At 66.3% G+C, this 18,869-nt stretch carries 15 protein-coding genes and 1 riboswitch; of the genes, 11 read left to right on the plus strand and 4 right to left on the minus strand.

The features are described from left to right. The first annotated feature begins 156 nt into the window (after positions 1-156). Positions 157-237, plus strand: a riboswitch (ZMP/ZTP riboswitch). Between the two features lie 26 nt (positions 238-263). Beyond that, on the plus strand, positions 264-1,856 hold the full coding sequence (gene purH, locus BRAO375_RS01080; protein ID WP_009025593.1) for a bifunctional phosphoribosylaminoimidazolecarboxamide formyltransferase/IMP cyclohydrolase: 1,593 nt from the start codon (positions 264-266) through the stop codon (positions 1,854-1,856). Between the two features lie 113 nt (positions 1,857-1,969). Here purH and BRAO375_RS01085 read toward each other — a convergent pair whose 3' ends face one another. Continuing rightward, the gene (locus BRAO375_RS01085) at positions 1,970-3,379 is read right to left on the minus strand and encodes an MFS transporter (protein ID WP_009025594.1); all 1,410 of its coding nucleotides are present in this window, start codon (positions 3,377-3,379) and stop codon (positions 1,970-1,972) included. Positions 3,380-3,526: 147 nt separating this feature from the next. Between BRAO375_RS01085 and ggt the strand changes: the two genes are divergently transcribed. Beyond that, positions 3,527-5,278, plus strand: a complete 1,752-nt coding sequence (gene ggt / locus BRAO375_RS01090) for a gamma-glutamyltransferase (RefSeq protein WP_502688847.1) — start codon at positions 3,527-3,529, stop codon at positions 5,276-5,278. Between the two features lie 171 nt (positions 5,279-5,449). Continuing rightward, positions 5,450-6,853, plus strand: a complete 1,404-nt coding sequence (locus BRAO375_RS01095) for a serine hydrolase domain-containing protein (RefSeq protein WP_009025596.1) — start codon at positions 5,450-5,452, stop codon at positions 6,851-6,853. Positions 6,854-6,856: 3 nt separating this feature from the next. Here BRAO375_RS01095 and BRAO375_RS01100 read toward each other — a convergent pair whose 3' ends face one another. Further along, positions 6,857-7,522 carry a glutathione S-transferase family protein gene (locus tag BRAO375_RS01100; protein ID WP_009025597.1) on the minus strand — a complete coding sequence of 222 codons (666 nt, stop codon included), beginning with the start codon at positions 7,520-7,522 and terminating at the stop codon, positions 6,857-6,859. A 169-nt stretch (positions 7,523-7,691) separates the two neighbouring features. On the opposite strand from BRAO375_RS01100, the gene BRAO375_RS01105 reads away from it, so the two are divergent. The 5 genes from BRAO375_RS01105 (at position 7,692) to panE (ending at position 12,336) form a co-directional block, all read left to right on the plus strand. Beyond that, positions 7,692-8,264, plus strand: coding sequence for a DUF2239 family protein (locus BRAO375_RS01105; protein ID WP_009025598.1), 573 nt, complete (start codon positions 7,692-7,694; stop codon positions 8,262-8,264). Between the two features lie 104 nt (positions 8,265-8,368). After that, the gene (locus tag BRAO375_RS01110; RefSeq protein WP_009025599.1) at positions 8,369-9,724 is read left to right on the plus strand and encodes an MATE family efflux transporter; all 1,356 of its coding nucleotides are present in this window, start codon (positions 8,369-8,371) and stop codon (positions 9,722-9,724) included. Between the two features lie 89 nt (positions 9,725-9,813). After that, positions 9,814-10,422: a 2-hydroxychromene-2-carboxylate isomerase gene (locus BRAO375_RS01115; protein ID WP_009025600.1), complete on the plus strand. Its 609-nt coding sequence runs from the start codon at positions 9,814-9,816 to the stop codon at positions 10,420-10,422. Positions 10,423-10,564: 142 nt separating this feature from the next. Then, the gene (locus tag BRAO375_RS01120) at positions 10,565-11,302 is read left to right on the plus strand and encodes an SDR family oxidoreductase (RefSeq protein WP_009025601.1); all 738 of its coding nucleotides are present in this window, start codon (positions 10,565-10,567) and stop codon (positions 11,300-11,302) included. A gap of 110 nt (positions 11,303-11,412) precedes the next feature. Next, positions 11,413-12,336 (plus strand): 2-dehydropantoate 2-reductase, encoded by a 924-nt coding sequence (gene panE / locus BRAO375_RS01125; RefSeq protein ID WP_009025602.1) that lies wholly within the window; start codon positions 11,413-11,415, stop codon positions 12,334-12,336. 208 nt (positions 12,337-12,544) lie between these two features. Here panE and BRAO375_RS01130 read toward each other — a convergent pair whose 3' ends face one another. Further along, the gene (locus tag BRAO375_RS01130) at positions 12,545-13,120 is read right to left on the minus strand and encodes a c-type cytochrome (RefSeq protein WP_009025603.1); all 576 of its coding nucleotides are present in this window, start codon (positions 13,118-13,120) and stop codon (positions 12,545-12,547) included. A gap of 148 nt (positions 13,121-13,268) precedes the next feature. After that, complete coding sequence (locus tag BRAO375_RS01135; protein ID WP_009025604.1) at positions 13,269-14,546, minus strand: PQQ-dependent sugar dehydrogenase; 1,278 nt, start codon at positions 14,544-14,546, stop codon at positions 13,269-13,271. 381 nt (positions 14,547-14,927) lie between these two features. Here BRAO375_RS01135 and BRAO375_RS01140 point away from each other — a divergent pair, with 381 nt between their 5' ends. From BRAO375_RS01140 to BRAO375_RS01150, 3 genes are all read left to right on the plus strand, one after another. Next, positions 14,928-16,280, plus strand: a complete 1,353-nt coding sequence (locus tag BRAO375_RS01140; protein ID WP_009025606.1) for an amidase — start codon at positions 14,928-14,930, stop codon at positions 16,278-16,280. A gap of 94 nt (positions 16,281-16,374) precedes the next feature. Next, positions 16,375-17,679 carry a nicotinate phosphoribosyltransferase gene (gene pncB / locus BRAO375_RS01145; RefSeq protein ID WP_009025607.1) on the plus strand — a complete coding sequence of 435 codons (1,305 nt, stop codon included), beginning with the start codon at positions 16,375-16,377 and terminating at the stop codon, positions 17,677-17,679. Between the two features lie 209 nt (positions 17,680-17,888). Next, positions 17,889-18,869, plus strand: a 981-nt coding sequence (locus BRAO375_RS01150; protein ID WP_244423091.1) for a caspase family protein, incomplete at its 3' end; no start/stop codon positions are given.

Here is an 18,869-nt window from a genome sequence, read left to right on the forward strand (position 1 = left end):
GACGTGTTGAGCGTCGCGCTTCAACAATCTCGAGATTCCGGGTTCAATCGCCAACGCGCAACCGCTTCGCGGCTGCGCGTTCGCGATTGCCCCGGAATGACGGCGCGGCTGCTGGAGTCCCCCCGTTGTCGCAGCGGCCAAAAGCTGCTATGAGCCCGGCTCTCGCGCGACTGGCGACTTTGGATGGAGCACCATCGGGGAGCGCGGGATTGACCGCCGTGCGCCTGGGCAACTGAACCTCCTGCACAAGGATTCTGCCCGCCATGACCAACCAGCTTCGTCCTGTTCGTCGCGCTCTGATTTCCGTCTCTGACAAGACCCGCCTGATCGACTTCGCTCGCGCTCTCGCCGCGCGCGGCGTCGAGCTGATCTCGACCGGCGGCACCGCCAAGGCGATTGCCGATGCCGGCCTCAAGGTGACGGACGTCTCGGACGTTACCGGCTTTCCCGAGATCATGGACGGCCGCGTCAAGACGCTGCATCCGAAGGTGCATGGCGGCCTGCTCGCGATCCGTGACAACGCGAAGCACATGGAGGCGATGCTGACCTATGGCATCGCGCCGATCGACCTGCTCGTCGTCAATCTCTATCCCTTCGAAGCTACCGTCGAGCGCGGCGCTCCGTTCAGCGACTGCATCGAGAACATCGATATCGGCGGCCCGGCGATGATCCGCGCGGCGTCGAAGAACCACGAGGACGTCGCCGTCGTCGTCGACGTCCACGACTACGACGCCGTGATCGAGGATCTCGCGCGGCACGAAGGATCGACCACGCTGCTGCTGCGCCGCCGGCTGGCGGCCAAGGCCTATGCGCGAACCGCCGCCTACGATGCCGCGATCTCGAACTGGTTCGCCGCGACCATCCACAACGATGCGCCCGACTATCGCGCCTTCGGCGGCAAGCTGATCCAGTCGCTGCGCTACGGCGAGAACCCGCATCAGCATGCCGCGTTCTACGCGCTGCCGGGCCGGCGTCCAGGCGTCGCCACCGCGCGCCAGGTGCAGGGCAAGGAGCTGTCCTACAACAACATCAACGACACCGACGCCGCCTATGAGTGCATCGCCGAGTTCGATCCGGCGCGCACCGCGGCCTGCGTCATCGTCAAGCACGCCAATCCCTGCGGCGTTGCCGAAGGTCCAGATCTCATCACCGCCTATCAGAAGGCGCTGGCCTGCGACTCGACCTCGGCGTTCGGCGGCATCATCGCGATGAACCGCAAGCTCGATGCGGCCACCGCCCGCGCCATCACCGGCATCTTCACCGAGGTGATCATCGCGCCCGACGCCACCGAGGAGGCGATCGCGGTGATCGCCGCCCGCAAGAACCTGCGGCTGCTGCTCGCCGGCGCGCTGCCCGATCCGCGCGAGGCCGGCCTCACCGCGAAGACGGTGGCCGGCGGCTTGCTGGTGCAGAGCCGGGACAACGCTGTGGTCGACGACATGACGCTGAAGGTCGTCACCAAGCGGGCGCCGACCGACGCCGAACTTCGCGACCTGCGCTTCGCCTTCCGCGTCGCCAAGCATGTGAAGTCCAACACCATCGTCTACGCAAAGGACTCGGCCACGGTCGGCATCGGCGCCGGACAGATGAGCCGGGTGGATTCGGCGCGCATCGCCGCGCGCAAGGCGCTGGATGCGGCCGCCGAGCTGAAGCTCGCCGAGCCGCTGACCAAGGGCTCCGTGGTCGCCTCCGACGCGTTCTTCCCGTTCGCCGACGGCATGCTCGCCTGCATCGAGGCCGGCGCCACCGCTGTCATTCAACCGGGCGGTTCGGTGCGCGACGACGAGGTCATCAAGGCCGCCGACGAGCACGGCATCGCCATGGTGCTGACGGGCGTGCGGCACTTCCGGCACTGACCGCCTCCACCGTCATTCCGGGGCGCGTGCAGCGCGAACCCGGAATCCAGAGCTGAGCCGCGAGATTCCGGGTTCGTCGCTGCGCGACGCCCCGGAATGACGGCGGAGCGAGTTCAGGTGCCTGGCCTCGCCTGCCGGTCTGCGTCGACCCGCGCCAACAGCATCAGCCCCGCCGCGAAGAACAGCACCAGCACGGCCATGCCGGCCTTCTGGCTCGCGGTGGCCGCGGTGATGATGCCGATCAGCAGCGGGCCGATGAACGACGTCACCTTGCCCGTGAGCGCGAACAGGCCGAAATATTGCGCGACGCGCTCCTTCGGCACCATCTGGATCAGCAGCGAGCGCGAGGCCGCCTGCAGCGGCGCGCCGCAGGCGCCGAGGACGCAGCCGAGCAGCAGATAGGCGCGCTCCGGCCACGAGCCGAACAGCGGCCCACCCGGCGTCGCGGGCGCGACCGGAATGAACAGGATCGAATCACGGCTGACGAGAAGGATCGCGATGATCGCCAGCAGCAGCAGGGTCATGCTGCCGGCGATGACGCGCTTCGGCCCGAGGAGATCATCGAGCTTGCCGCCGAGCCAGCCGCCGAACGTGCCGGCCGCCGCGAGGATGATGCCGAAGGTGCCGATCTGGATCGTGTTCCAGCCGAACGTGCCGGCTGCATAGATGCCGCCGAAGGCGAACAGCGAGACCAGGCCATCGGTGTAGATCATGTTGGCGATGAGGAAGAGCGCGACGTTGCGCTGCCGGGGCAGGCTGCGGAGGGTTTCCTTCAACTCGCTGATGCCCTCACGGACGGCTGCGCCGAGCCGGAGGCGCGCCGGGAAGTCGGGGGTGAACAGGAACATCGGCAGCACGAAGATGATGAACCAGAGCCCGGTGAGCGGACCGGAGATGCGGTCGCCCTGATGCGTCACGGGATCGAGGCCGAACAGCGGCGTCAGCCCGAACAGCGTCCGGCCGCTGTCGGGATTGGCGGCGAGGAAGCCGAGCACGAGGATGAGCGAGAGAATGCCGCCGATGTAACCGGTGGCCCAGCCGGTGCCGGACAGCCTGCCGATGCGCTCGGGTGGCACCAGGGTCGGCATCATCGCATTGTTGAACACGGTGGCGAACTCGACACCGATGGTCGCGAGCACATAGGCGGCGAGCAGCGGTGGGATGAGCTCGGGGGCGCCGGGCCGCCCGATCCACATCAGGCTGGAGCCGATCACCAGCATCGCGCCGAAGGCCGCGATCCACGGCTTGCGCCGGCCGGTGGCGTCGGCGATCGCGCCGAACACCGGCGACAGCAGGGCGATGACGATGCCGGCCGCCGCGGTGGCGAAGCCCCACAGCGCCTGGCCGCTCGCCGCGTCGGGCGCGACATGTGCGGCGAAATAGGGCGCGAAGATAAAGGTCGTGATCAGGGTGAAATAGGGCTGTGTCGCCCAGTCGAAGAAGATCCAGCTGACCACTGCCGCCCGCCCGGGATAGCTGAGCTTGTCAGCCGCGTCGGTGGTCTCGATCGTGGTGACGGCCATTCCAGATCCCTCTGCGTCTCATCGTCGCCTCTTGAGGCGATCCCATCGTCGAAACCCGCGACGATAACACCGTCGCGTTTTACGTCGGCAACGCGGCCCTATAACATCTGACGATCCCGGGCGGATGTCAGCAGCGGCAGAATTGCGATGACCCTCTTCACGATTGATCGACGACGGCTCCTCGCGGGTGCGATGCTGTTGCTGGCCGGCTGCCTGCCGGCTCGCGCCCTCGACCCGCAACCGATCGAGATTCCCCAGCCGCCCAACGTCGCCGCACCAGCGCAGGCGCCGGCGCATGGCATGGTGGTGGCGCAGGAACGGATCGCGGCCGAGGTCGGTCAGCGCATTCTCGCGCTCGGCGGCAACGCGGTCGATGCCGCCGTCGCCACCGGCTTTGCAATGGCCGTGACCTATCCGGTCGCCGGCAATATCGGCGGCGGAGGCTTCATGGTGATCCACCTCGCCAAGAGCAACGAGGACATCGCGATCGACTATCGCGAGACCGGGCCGGCGGCGATGACGCGCGACATCTTTCTCGGCGCGGACGGCAAGCCCGACAACGCCAAGTCACGCGACTCCGCGCTATCGATCGGCGTCCCCGGTTCCGTGGCGGGCCTGGCGTTGGCGCTGGAAAAATATGGCTCGGGCAAATTCACCTTGGCGCAGCTCGTGGCACCGGCGATCGTGCTGGCGCGTGACGGCATCCCCGTTGCCGACGACGTCGCCTTCACGCTGCCGATGATGGCGCCGCGGCTCGCGAAATGGCCATCCTCCGCCGCGATCTTCATCCGCCCCGACGGCACCGTGCTCAAGGAAGGCGACCGGCTGGTGCAGCGCGATCTCGCGGCAACGCTCACCGCAATTGCCGAGCAGGGTCCGCGCGGCTTCTACGCGGGACCCGTCGCCGAGAAGCTCGCCAAGGCGATCCAGGCGGCCGGCGGCATCATGACATCGGACGATCTCAAATCCTATCAGCCGGTGCTGCGCATGCCGGTGCGCGGCACCTATCGCGGCTACGACATCGTCTCGATGCCGCTGCCGTCCTCGGGCGGCACCGTGCTGGTCGAGATGCTGAACATCCTGGAAGGCTTCAAGCTCGCCGAGCTCAAGCAAGGTTCGCCAGCCTCGCTTCATTTGCTGATCGAGGCGATGAAGCGCGCCTATGCCGACCGCGCCCGCTATCTCGGCGATCCCGCCTTCGTCGATGCGCCCGTCCGCGCGATGTTGTCGAAGGACTATGCGGCCCAGCAGCGCGCCGGCATCGACCCGGCGCGCGCCACCAGCGCGGGCGACGTGCTGAACATCAAGCCGTTGCGCGAGGGCAGCAACACCACGCATTTCTCGGTGGTCGACAATGACGGCAATGCCGTCAGCAACACCTACACGCTGAACTTCCCCTATGGCGTCGGCCTGATTGCCGAGGGCACCGGCGTGCTGCTCAACAACGAGCTCGACGATTTCACCGCCGCGCCCGGCGCCTCCAACGCCTTCGGCCTGGTCGGCTTCGAGGCCAATCTGCCCGGGCCAGGCAAGCGTCCGCTGTCGTCGATGTCGCCGACCATCGTGCTCAAGGACGGCAAGCCGGTGCTGGTCACGGGCTCGCCCGGCGGCAGCCGCATCATCTCGACCGTGCTGCAGGTGATCGTCAACGTGCTCGACTATCAGATGGACGTCCGCCAGGCCGTGACTGCGCCGCGGCTGCACCATCAGTGGATGCCCGACGAGGTCCGGGTCGAGAAGGGCTTTGCCGACGGCGTGCTGGCGGAACTGCGCGCACGCGGACACAAGATCGAGGAGCCGATGGGGCGGACCTCCGCCAACTCCATCCTGGTGACCGCGGACGGCCTGGTCGGCGCGCCGGATCCGCGCAGCAAGGGAGCGGCGGCGGCGGGCCGCTAGAGTCAGGTACTCGCATCCAGCTGACCGGTTCCGCGCCTGGCCGGATGACGATTTGCCGCCGTGTCCTGACGGGTTTCCTTGGCGTCACTCCGTTGGCGACGTGGCCGAGCCGGGTTAGAACGAGTCCAGGGCACCGTGTGGCTCGCCCGCTCGACGATTTCAGGCGTTCTGGTGAACTTGCGCAGATTTTTGGTCGGCCTTCTGGTGTTCGCGGGTCTGCTGGTGGCGGGCTGGCTCACCTATCGGCCCGATCGCGCGCTGCGTGCCGCGACGACCGCCGTCGCCGAGATGATCTGCGCCAAGACCTTCGTCTCCGGGCTCGATCCGCAGACCACTTTTGCCGAGACCATGGAGCGCCCCGGCCTGCGCCGGTTGCGCGCGGTGATGCGCTACCGGGTCGAGCCCGACATGCGGGTCGTCGACGCGTCGCTGCTTGGGCTGCATGCGAGCCGGGCGTCCTATCACGACGGCCTCGGCTGCGTCTCGCTGCAGGGCCAGAAGCCGCCTTACGTGCCGCACAGCGATATCAGCGCGCTGCGCGCCGCCGGTCCGGCGGCCGCCCTGCCCGACTTCGACGCGACCCCGGTCGAGCCGGCGAACCCTGCCCTCAAGGCTGCGCTCGATCATGCCTTCGAGGAGCCAGGCGCTCCGCCGCTCCGCCGCACCAAGGCCGTCGTCGTCATCAAGGATGGCCGGCTGATCGCCGAACGCTATGCGCCGGACATCGGCGTCGAGACGCCGCTGATGGGTTTCTCGATGACCAAGACGGTCACCAACGCGCTGCTCGGCATTCTCACCCGGCAGGGAAAACTGAGCCCACAGATTCCGGCGCCGGTTGCGGAATGGCGCGATCCCTCGGATGGCCGCCACGAGATCACGATCGAGCAGCTGATGCGCATGACATCAGGGCTGGCGCTGGACGAGACCAATTCGGGCTTCGATGCATCGAGCCAGATGGCGATCCACCGCGACATGGCGGCCTTCGCTGTTCATGCGCCCCTGATCTCTCCGCCCGGACAGCGCTGGGCCTATTCGAGCGCGTCGACGCAGATCCTGGCCAGGATCATCCGCGATGCCGCGGGAGGTCCGGAGCAGACCATCGCGCTCGCCTGGCGCGAGCTGTTCAACCCGCTCGGCATGCGCAGCGCGACGCTGCAATATGACGGCACCGGCACGATGCAAGGCCACGCCAACATGCTGGCGAGCGCGCGTGACTGGGCGAGGCTCGGGCTGCTTTATCTCGGCGACGGCGTCGTCGGCGACCGGCGCATCCTGCCCGAGGGCTGGGTGGCCATGTCGGCGACCGCGACGCTTGACACCGATTATGGCGCAGGTCTCTGGACCAATCGCAGCCCGCACGTTCATGCTTTGGGGCGAGCGCGTGCCGGGATTCCACCCGACGCCTTCTTCGCCTTCGGCCTGCTCGGCCAACGGCTGGTGATCATGCCGAGCCAGCACATGGTGGTGGTCAGGCTCGGGGATACGATCGATCCGGACGGCGACATCAAGGGCGTCGCCCGGCTGGTGCGCGAGGTGATCACCGCGACCCAGGCGCCGGCCACGGCCGCCAAATAGCGTTCAGCGGCCGATCTCGTACGGCCCGCCCTTCTCCAGCGCGATCTTGTAAGCCGGCCGGGCCTCGATGCGGGCAAGCCAATCCATCGCGCGCGGGTGGCCCTGCTCCAACCCACCGCGCGCGGCGGCGGCCTGCAGCGGGAAGCTCATCTGGATGTCGGCGGCGGTGAACTCATTGCCGGCGAACCAGTCGCTCTTCTGCAGCTCGCTTTCCCAGAAGGCCATGTGCTGCTTCAGCTGCGGATTGACCAGCGTGGTCAGCGCCTGGTTCGACACCTTGCGGACGATCGGACGCAGCAGCGCCGGCGCGCGCTTCGGCATGATGTTGAACAGCAGCTTCAACAGCAGCAGCGGCATGGCCGAGCCCTCGGCATAATGCAGCCAGTAGGAATAGCGCAGCCGCTCCGGCGTCTTCGGCGGCGGGATCAGTCGTCCATTGCCATAGGTCTCGATCAGATATTCGACGATGGCGCCGGATTCCGCGACCGTGTTGCCGTTGTCGGTGATCACGGGCGACTTGCCGAGCGGATGGATGGCGCGCAACTCCTTCGGCGCACGCATGTCGGGCTGGCGCTCGTAACGAATGATCTCGTAGGGCACGCCGAGCTCCTCGAGCAGCCAGAGCACGCGTTGCGAACGGGAATTGTTGAGATGGTGAACGGTGAGCATGAAGTCCCCGGAAAGGCGGATCGAGTGGCGGGCGCTGTTCCGTAGCAGGACAGGGCGGGTTCGGCGAGGCGCTGGAACACATCGAATGATCTCGAAATATTCACCCGGGTAATATTGACATTCATTTTTATCCGGGTCTTATTGCCTCCTCCTGAGAGGATTGACGCACATGGATACCTACACCGCCTTTGCTGGCCACGCTCGGATCGCGGCGGGACCGCTGCCGAAAGTGGCGCTGGCGCTGAAGCACGCGCCGGCGAGTCCGGCGCCTGTGGTGATTTTCAGCGATCGTACCGGGCGGCCGATCGACCTGGATCTGCGCGGCAGCGACCGGGAGATTCTGGCGAGACTCGCTGGGGGGCCCGCCATGCCGGCCGAGCCCGCGCCCAGCGAGCCGCGCGGCCGCGGCCGGCCGCGGCTCGGCGTCGTCGCTCGCGAGGTGACCTTGCTGCCGGAGCATTGGGAATGGCTGGGCGCGCAGCCCGGCGGCGCCTCGGTGGCGCTGCGCAAGCTGGTCCACGAGGCCCGCCGCGCCAGCGGCGACAAGGACCGCGCCCGCGAGGCGCGCGACGCCGCCTATCATTTCATGTCGACGATGGCCGGCAATCTGCCGAACTTCGAGGAGGCGGCGCGGGCGCTATTCGCCGACGATCTCAATCGCGTCACGTCTTTGATCGTAGACTGGCCCGCCGACATCCGCGAGCATGTGATGGCGCTGGCGCAGCGTCATCACACCGATTGAGATCTGTCCTATTCGACACAGCAACGGGAACGGCCGATCGTGCATGCTCCCGTCCATTTCCTTTCAACGCGCGCCGCGGCTTCGCTCCGAAGCGCGGCCGACGGATGTCTGCCGTGACAACGCCCGCTCCGCTCCGCAAGCCGTTCCTGATGTTTCTCGCGCCGATGATGCTGAGCAACATCCTGCAATCCTTGTTCGGCACCATCAACAACGTCTATCTCGGCCAGATGATCGGCGTCGACGCGCTCGCCGCCGTGTCGGTGTTCTTTCCGGCGATGTTCTTCTTCGTGTCCTTCGTCATGGGACTCGGCTCCGGCGCCAGCGTGCTGATCGGCCAGGCCTGGGGCGCCAAGGAGCCCGGCAAGGTGAAGGCGATCGCCGGCACGACATTGACCGTCACCTTGCTGCTCGCCGGACTGATCGCGCTCGGCGGGCTCTACAGCCGCGAACTGCTGACGGCGCTTGCGACGCCCGCCAACATCCTCGATGCGGCCACGGACTATGCGCGGATCATGATGCTGACGATGCCGCTGACCTTCGCCTACATCATGCTGTCGTCGCAGATGCGCGCCGTGGGTGACACCGTGACGCCGCTCGCCGCGCTGGCCGCATCGACGGTGCTCGGGCTGGTGCTGACGCCGATGTTCATCCGCGGCTGGCTCGGCATGCCCGAGCTCGGCGTCGCCAGCGCCGCCTGGGCGTCGGCGATCTCGACCCTGATCACGCTGATATCTCTCCACGTCTATCTGCGCCGGCGCAAGCATCCGCTGGCAATCGATATGGCGTTCCTCAAGGGGATGCGGCCCGATCCGATGCTGCTGCGGATCGTGCTGCGGCTCGGCATTCCCGCGGCAATCGGCATGATCGTGATGTCGCTGGCCGAGATGGTGCTGATCGGGCTCGTCAACGGTTTCGGCTCGGACGCGACCGCGGCCTATGGCGCGGTCAACCAGGTGCTCGGCTATGTGCAGTTTCCGGCGCTCTCGATCGCGATCTCGGTGTCGATCTTCGGCGCCCAGGCGATCGGCCGCGGCAATGCCGAGCAGATCGGCCGCATCGTGCGTACGGGGATCGAGATGAATGTCGTGCTGACCGGCGGCCTGGTGGCGATCGGCTATCTGTTCTCGCGGACGCTGATGGGCTTCTTCATCACCGATCCCGCCGTCATCGAGGTGGCGCAGCGCTCGCTGCACATCGTGCTGTGGAGCTCGGTGCTGTTCGGCATGTCGACCACGTTCTCGGCGGCGATGCGCGCGTCCGGCACGGTGTGGATGCCGCTGGCGATCTCCGCCTTCTGCATCGCCCTCATCGAGGTGCCCGCCGCCACCTGGCTCAGCCGCGCCATCGGCCTCGACGGCGTCTGGTGGGCCTATCCGATCACGTTCACGGCCATGGCGCTGCTGCAGATGAGCTTCTATCTGCTGGTCTGGCGCAAGCGCACGGTGCAGAAAATGATCTGACCGGGGCAGAATATGACGATCATCATAAAACCCTGGACGCCACCGGCGCCCCGGGCCACAATGCACAAACTCTTTCGAGGAGACCGCCCGTGAGCCGACCCGCACCGGAGTTCATGTTCGATTTCGGCAGCCCCAATGCCTTCCTCAGCCATGAGGCGATCCCGGCGATCGAGAAGCGCATCGGCGTGCAGTTCTTCTACGTGCCGGTGCTGCTCGGCGGCATCTTCAAGGCGACCAACAACCGGTCGCCGGCCGAGGCGTATGCCGGCATCAAGAACAAGCGCGAGTTCCACGAGATCGAGACGCAGCGCTTCCTCAAGCGTTTCCACGTACAGCCCTGGGTCTGGAACCCGCACTTCCCGGTCAACACGCTGAACCTGATGCGCGCAGCGATCGCCGCCCAGCTCGAGGGCGTGTTCGAGAAATATGTCGACGCGGCGTTCCACCACATGTGGCGCGAGCCAAAGAAGATGGACGATCCCCAGGTGGCGATCGCTGCGATCACGTCGTTCGGGCTCGACGGCGCGAAGCTGTTCGCGCGTGCCCAGGAGCCGGAGGTGAAGGCGAAGCTCGTCGAGAACACCCAACGCGCGGTCGAGCGCGGCGCGTTCGGCTCGCCGACCTTCTTCGTCGGCAACGAGATGTTCTTCGGCAAGGAGCAGCTGCGCGACGTCGAGGACTACATCCTCGGCAGGTAAATTCCTGTCATTGCGAGCGCAGCGAAGCAATCCAGGGCTCCGCTCACGGGTCTGGATTGCTGCGCGGAGCCTGTCGTCGGGCCGCGCTTCGCGCGGACCTGTCGGCTCGTAACGACGACGTGGTGAGAACGGAGACCTCAGCATGCAACAGCGCAACGCCACCGTGGCCGTGATCGGTGCCGGCGACTACATCGGCGCGGAGATCGTCAAGAAATTCGCCGCGGAGGGATTCACGGTGTTCGCCGGCCGGCGCAACGGCGACAAGCTCGCTCCGCTCGTAGCTGAGGTCGAAAGCGCCGGCGGCCGGATCGTGGCGCGCTCGCTCGATGCGCGGAAGGAGGAGGAGACCACCGCGTTCCTCAACGACGCCGACAAGCATGCGCCGCTGGAGGTCGTCATCTTCAACGTCGGCGCCAACGTCAATTTTCCGATCCTGGAGACCACCGACCGGGTGTTCCGCAAGGTCTGGGAGATGGCGTGCTGGGCCGGGTTCGTCACCGGGCGCGAGGCGGCGCGGCTGATGCTGCCGCGCGGCGGCGGCAAGATCTTCTTCACCGGCGCGACGGCGTCGCTGCGCGGCGGCTCCGGCTTTGCGGCGTTTGCGTCCGCCAAGTTCGGCCTGCGCGCGGTGGCACAGTCGATGGCCCGCGAGCTGATGCCGCAGAACATTCATGTCGCCCATCTGATCATCGATTCCGGCGTCGACACCGCCTGGGTGCGCGAGCGCCGCGCCCAGCTCTGGGGCAAGGAGGCGCTGGACAATCCCGACCTGCTGATGCCGCCAGCCTCTGTCGCCGGAGCCTATTGGCAGCTCTATCAGCAGCCGAAGAGCGCCTGGACCTTCGAGATGGAGATCCGGCCGTTCGGCGAGAAGTGGTGAGGGGAGCGAATAGGGAGTAGCCAATAGCGAATGGAGCCCATCCCTATTCGCTACTCGCCATTCGCCACTCGCTTCTGCATGATGCGCCCCGCTCAAAGAGGGAACCACCCATGCGTATTCTCGTCGTCGGCGCCGGCGCGATCGGCGGCTATTTCGGCGGCCGGCTGCTGCAGTCCGGCGCTGATGTCACCTTCCTGGTCCGCCCCCGGCGCGCCGCGGAGCTCGCCAGCGCCGGGCTTGTGATCCGCAGCCCGGCTGGCGATGTCACCCTGCCCAATCCGCCGACCGTGCAGGCCGACGCGTTGAAACAGCATTTCGATGTCGTGCTGCTGAGCTGCAAGGCGTTTGATCTCGACGATGCGATTGCGTCGTTCGCGCCGGCCGTCGGTCCTGATACCGCGATCATCCCGCTGCTCAACGGGATGAAGCATCTCGACGTGCTCGACGCCAGGTTCGGCCGCGCGCGGGTGCTCGGCGGGCTCTGCGCCATCGCGGCCACGTTGAACGAGCAGCGCGAGGTCGTGCAGCTGCAGCCGATGCAGTCGCTGAACTTCGGCGAGCGCGACGGCGGTTCGTCCGATCGCGTCCGTGCCATCTTCGAGATCTTCCAGCGCGGCAATTTCAACGCCTCCGCCAGCGACCACATCATGCAGGACATGTGGGAGAAGTGGGTGTTCCTCGCCTCGCTCGCCGCCTCCACGACGCTGATGCGCGCGCCGGTCGGCGTGATCCTGACCGCGCCTGGCGGCAAGGACTTCCTGCTTGGCATGCTGGATGAGTGCAGCGCGGTGGCGGCGGCCGCCGGCTACGCGCCGGCCGGTGCGTTCTTCCAGCGCGTCTCCGGCATGATCACCACCGAGGGCTCGCCGATGACCGCGTCGATGTTCCGCGATCTCCGCGCCGGCCTGCCGGTGGAAGCCGATCACGTCATCGGCGATCTGGTGGCACGTGCCGACGCTGCGAAGGTGCCCGTGCCGCGGCTGCGGATCTCCTATACGCAGCTGAAGGTGTACGAGGCTCAGCGGGGGAAATAGCTGCTCCCACGCGCGGCAAGCGCGCAAATGTGTCTGTGAGCTACGATGCGCCACGCACACCGCTGTCGTCCCGGCCTTGAGCCGGGACCCATACCCCAGCGAGCGATTTGAGGCAGGCTGGTCATGGGCATCTTGCCGATCACGACCGCCGCGGCGTATGGGTCCCGGCGTTCGCCGGGACGACGCCTTCTGCTTGGCCGAGATCGAGCTACAAATGCGCCAGATAATGCGCGAGCGCGGTGATCTCCTCTGCACTCAGCGGATACGCCACATCCGTCATGGCGGCCTGGCTGCCGCCCACGCGCTGGCCGCTCTTGTAGTCGTGCAGCGCCTTGACGAGATATTCCTCGCGCTGGCCGGCGAGCCGCGCCACGCCCTTGGTGCCGGCGTAGCTGTCGAGATGACATGAGGCGCAGCGGCGGCCTGCGGCGGCTTCGGCTCCCTTCTTCGACAGATCCGGATCGTCGTCCGGCGGCGCCTTCGCCGGCTGCAGCGAGGCGAAATAGGCGCCGAGATTGCGGATGTCCTCGTTGGTGAGCTGATCGACGATCGGCTTCATCGCCTCGTTCTTGCGGGTGCCGGCCCGGAAGAACACCAGCTGCCACTGGATGAACTGATCAGGCTGGCCCGCGAGCGAGGGGATGTTCTGGGTCTGCGAGATGCCGTTCTCGCCGTGACAGCCGGCACACACCTCTGCCTTCGCCTTGCCCGCCTCGAGATCCGCCGCCCCGGCCGGAACACTCAGCAGCGCCAGCGCGAGCAGACCGGCAACTCCATGACGCATGTGTCATCCTCCCATTCCAACGCGGCTTGCGCGCCGCGGGGCCGTCCAGCGCGCCGCGGACTGATCGCCGGACAACGCGCAGAGCGCAAAATAGTTGGGGCTGCGGCCGCCACGAGGGCAGCGCGCAGCCCCTGTTTTGGTCAGAGCCTCACTTCTTCTCGTAGCTGATGCGGTAGATCGCACCGGCCCAGTCGTCGGCCACCAGGATCGAGCCGTCCTTGGCGAGCACGATGTCGTTGGGACGGCCGAGATAGCCCTGGTCGCCCTCGAGGAAGCCGGAGGCGAACACCTCCTGCTTGGCGTCCTTGCCGTCGGGACCCACGATCACCCGCATGATCCGGGCGCCCTGATACTTGTGGCGGTTCCACGAGCCATGCTCGGCGATCAGGATGTTGTTCTTGTACTCGGCGGGGAACTGGTCGCCGGTGTAGAACTTCATGCCGAGCGGTGCGACGTGGGCCCCGAGGTTCAGCACCGGCGGCGTGAACTCCGAGCATTTGTGGCCCATCGCGAATTTCGGATCCGGCATGTCACCCTGGTGACAATAGGGATAGCCGAAATGCTCGCCGATCTTCGAGATCATGTTGAGCTTGTCGCTCGGCAGATCGTCGCTGACCCAGTCGCGCGCGTTCTCGGTGAACCAGTATTTTCCGGTGCGCGGATCGACGTCGCCGCCGACGCTGTTGCGCACGCCGAGCGCCCAGATCTCGGCATTGCCTGTGCGCGGATCGACGCGACGGATCTGCGACACCGAGGTCGGCGGGATGCCGATGTTGAAGGGCGGGCCGAACGGCAGATAGAACCAACCGTCCTTGTCGACCGCGATGTACTTCCAGCCATGCGCGGCATAGGACGGCATGTCGTCATAGACGACCTTGCCCTGGCCGAGATTGTCGACATTGGCCTCGGCGTTCTCATATTTGATCAGCTTGTCGACCGCGATCACGTAGAGGTTGCCGTCCTGGAAGGCGAGGCCGGTCGGCATGTTCAGGCCCTTGAGGACCGTCTTGACCTCGCGCTTGCCGCCCTTGTCGGTGATCGCATAGACGTTGCCGAGTCCGAACGAGCCGACGAACAGCGTGCCCTTGTCGCCCCAGGCCATCTGTCGTGCCGCGAGCACGCCCGACGCCCACACCTCCATCTTGAAGCCAGCGGGCAGTTTCACCTTCTTGACGAGGTCGGCAAGTTCGGCGTCCGAGGCACCTGTCGGCGGACCGGACGGCGGCGCCAATCCCTTCTGATCCTCGGTCTCGTCGCCGAGGAACCAGTCGTCCGGCGGATGCGTCCAGAACTCCTTGGTGCCGGATTCGTATTTCTTGAGAGCCTTGCCCGCGTCGGGCTTCTGCTGCGCGCCGGCGATGCTGGTGCCGGCGAGAAGACTGATTGTTGCAAGCGCAAGAACGCTTCGGTGAAAAGCCGATGTCATCGCTTCACTCCCATGAGGCAGCTCGTGTGGCTGCGTCTACTTTTCGGAACGTGCTTGGAGACGTTCTTTGGTCGCCATGTCAGTGGTCGACTCAAAAATGGTAGCACATCCTGAGGGCGTGAGAAGCGGATTGCGAAGTTTGCGTGACGCTCGCGCGTCGCCTCTGCCCTCATCGCATGCCGCGTGCATATTTGATGTGCGCGCTGTTGCATCGCATCGATGCTCGTCGCAGCGGCGGCAACAACGGCCATGCGCTGGTTTCATACGCACTGATCGCCGGCGCGATTGGCGTGGCCATCGTCAGCCGCTAGTCTGCGGGAGACCATGAGCAGGCGCGATCCGCGCTAGCACCTTCAAGACTCGTGCCCAACAGGATGCCCGATGTCGCGACCGTCAGAGCTTCAGACACCGAAAGCCGGTGCAGGCGTTCTCGAGCTGCTGCGCCAATTCGCCGCCGATCCTGCTGCAGCCTCCGCCTATGGTGAAGACTGTCTGAAGCGGACGCAGCGAATCGAGCCGCAGTTGAAGGCGTTCGAATATCTGCCGCGCGATGTCACGGCGAAGACTGGTCCGCTCGGCGGAATTCCCGTCGCCATCAAGGACATCATCGCGACCTCGGATATGCCGACCACCAACGGCTCGGCGATCTATCGCGATCACGTACCGGCTGCCGACGCCTGGGTGGTCGCGCGACTGCGCGATCTCGGCGCGACGATTTTCGGCAAGACGGTCTCGACCGAATTCGCCTGGCGGCATCCAGGTCCGACCGTCAACCCCTGGAACCCGGCGCATACGCCGGGCGGCTCGTCGTCGGGCTCGGCCGCGGCTGTTGCGGCAGGTCTCGTACCATTGGCGTTGGGCACGCAGACGCTCGGCTCGGTGATCCGGCCCGCCGCCTTCAACGGCGTCGTCGGCTTCAAGCCGAGCTTCGGCGCGATCCCGCGCACGGGCGTGCATCCGCTCAGCCCGTCGCTCGATCATATCGGCTTCTTCGCCCGCCGCGTCGACGACGTTGCGCTTGCTCTTTCGCTGCTCGCCGGCGTCAGCGCTGACGATGTCCATGGCCGTCCGCTACCCGCATTCACGCTCGACGTCGCGCACGGTCTCGCGCCTCTCGCCAAGCCGCGTCTCGCGGTGGTGCGCTTCGCCAAATGGGAGCGCGCCGAGGCCGAGCAGAAGGCGGCATTCGAAGCGACCATCGACAAGCTGCGCGCTGCCGGTGCCGTGGTCGACGACGCTGAACTGAAGGAGCTCGACGCAGCCAATTGGGACGCGATCAATACGATCATGCTGAGCGAGGCGACAACGATCTTCTCCGATCTGATCGCCCGCTACCCCGATCGCGTCAGCGACGTGATGAAGACGCATGTCGAGAGCGGACGCGCCAAGACCGCAATGGACTATCTCGCCGCCAAGGCGGCCCAGTCGGCACGACAGAAGGCGCTCGCGGCAGAGCTCGACGGCTACGACGCGGTGCTCACCTTGCCGGCCTTCGGCGAGGCGCCGCGCGGCCTCCACTGGACCGGCGATGCCGAATATTGCGCGCCGTGGACTTTCGTCCGCGCCCCGGCGGTCGCGCTGCCGGCGGGCTTCGGCAAGAACGGCCTGCCGCTCGGGGTGCAGGTCACCGGCTCCTATCGCAACGACCTCCAGGTGCTTCGCGTCGCAAAGTGGGTGGAGACGGCACTGGGATTCGATCCCGGCCTGCCTCCGATTGCGCAGCAGGCGCCGTGAGCCGCTTCAGTCCGGGGACTTCGCTCTTGGCCGCAACGGAACTCTGCGCCAAAGCCCAGTAGCGGGTTTCAGGCCGGCGCTGTAAAACCGTCGCATGACCGTTACAGACATCGCGAGCAGAACCTACAATCACGGCTGGCGCCTCGATCCGATCGTGCGCAGCCTGCTCGACACCGATTTCTACAAGCTTCTGATGCTGCAGATGATTCGGGAGTTCTACCCGGATCAGAAGGTGACCTTTTCGGTCATCAACCGGACCAAGCGGGTGCGGCTCGGCGACGTCATCGATGAAGGCGAGCTGCGGGCCCAGCTCGACCATGCCCGCACCATCCGCTTCACCAAGAAGGAGCTGATCTGGCTGGCCGGCAACACCTTCTACGGCAAGACTCACATGTTCTCGCCGGACTTCCTGGCTTGGCTCGCCAACTTCCGCCTGCCCGAATACGAGCTGCACAAGGCCGACGGCCAATATGAGCTGCACTTCCACGGCCTGTGGACCCACACCACGATGTGGGAGATTCCGGCGCTCGCGATCGTCAACGAGCTGCGCTCGCGCCAGGCCATGAAGGGCCAGGGCCGCTTCGCGCTCGACGTGCTGTTCGCCCGCGCCAAGGCCAAGCTGTGGGCCAAGGTCGAGCGGCTCCGCAAGCTCGAGGGGTTGAGGTTGTCGGATTTCGGCACCCGCCGTCGTCATGGCTTCCTGTGGCAGCGCTGGTGCGTCGAGGCGGTCAAGGAAGGCCTGGGTCCGTCGTTCACCGGCACGTCGAACGTGCTGCTGGCGATGGACAATGATCTCGAAGCCATCGGCACCAACGCCCACGAGCTGCCGATGGTCGCCGCCGCGCTCGCCAAGGACGACGACGAGCTGCGCTTCGCGCCCTACCGCATTCTCGACCAGTGGCGGCAGACCTATGCCGGTAATTTGCTGATCGCCCTGCCCGACGCGTTCGGCACCAAGGCGTTCCTGCGCGACGCGCCGGACTGGGTCGCCGACTGGACCGGCTTCCGCCCGGACAGCGCGCCGCCGATTCAGGCCGGCGAGGAGATCATCGCCTGGTGGAAGTCGAAGGGGCGTGATCCCCGGCAGAAGCTGCTGGTGTTCTCCGACGCGATGGACGTCGAATCGATCGAGCAGATCCATCACCGCTTCTCCGACCGAGTGCGGCTGTCGTTCGGCTGGGGCACCAATCTCACCAACGACTTCGTCGGCTGCACGCCTGACGGTTCGGTCGATCTCGATCCGATCTCGCTGGTCTGCAAGGTGACCTCGGTCGACGGCCGTCCCGCGGTGAAGCTGTCCGACAACCCGGAAAAGGCGACCGGCGACCCCGCCGAGATCGCCCGCTATCTGCGCGTGTTCGGCGATGCCGGCCGGGTGCGGACGCCGGTGTTCGTCTGACCCCGCAGAAATTCCCTACACCCTTTACGATTCTTGTTCCGGTTTTGTTCGAGCTGCGGTAAAATCAGCGCGCGAACAAGGCAATCGGGTGGCGGGAGATCGTTGGCATGCGTGGGGTGGGCCGCCGGGTCGGACAGGTCGTTTGTGCAATCGTCGCTTTGACCGTCGCACTCGTCGCCGTCGCCGGCCCGGCCGAGGCGGACAAGCGCGTGGCGCTGGTGATCGGTAACTCCATCCACGAGCACGCGCCGCTGCTGGACGAGCCGGCGGTTGATGCAAAGCTGCTCGCGGAGAAGCTCGCGCAGCTCGGCTTCACGCTAAGCGGCGGCGCCGCCCAGATCGACCTGACCAAACAAGGTTTTGAGCGCGTTCTTGCTGAGTTCAAGGGCCGAATCGCCGATGCTGACGTCGCGCTGATCTATTACGCCGGCTATGGGCTCAACTTCGGCGGTGCGAATTATCTCGTTCCCGTCGACGCGGATCCGACGAAAGCGTTCGACGTCGATACCGAGCTGCGCGGTCTCGCCGGAATCATGGGCGAGTTGGAAGGTCCGGACAGCCGACAAAACGTCGTGATTCTCGACGCCTTCCGTTCAAACCCGTTCGCAGCGCGCGGCATTGCAGGGCTGTCAGCTGGTTTGGTGGCGACGAGCGTGCCGGCCAACACGTTGCTGTCCTTCGCCGCACAACCCGGGACGGTCGGGCAACGAGGATCGTATGGTCATAGCGCCTTTGCAACGGCATTGGCCGAGACCTTGTCTTCACCAGATCGGGGCGGACTGCTCGAGACCTTCAATCGGGCGGGGATGGCCGTGAAGCGCGCGACGGCAGGAGTCCAACAGCCGCTGCTGTTGGCTGCGCCGCTCGGCGGCAGTGATGTCGTCGTCGGGCCAGCTCGTGCGAGCGTTGCGCCAGGCGTCGCCGAGCCGGCCAAGGCGCAGACGAACCGGCCATCCGCAAAGGCGGCGCAGACGAGTCCGGCGGCAATGGCGGATGCAGCTCCGGATGCCCGGACGCCCGGCCTCGCCGTGCTTTATGACGAGGATCCGGCCGATCCCAAGGGCAAGCGCTATACCGGCTCGGTGACCTGGCGGATGGAAACCATCAGGAGCCCGCGATCGGGTCAGCCCGTGGCCGCCATCCGCGCGGAGATCGACATTCCAGACCGCAAGCTGAAGGTCAGCCTGCAG

This window comes from Bradyrhizobium sp. ORS 375, from assembly GCF_000239775.1.
Taxonomy (GTDB): domain Bacteria; phylum Pseudomonadota; class Alphaproteobacteria; order Rhizobiales; family Xanthobacteraceae; genus Bradyrhizobium.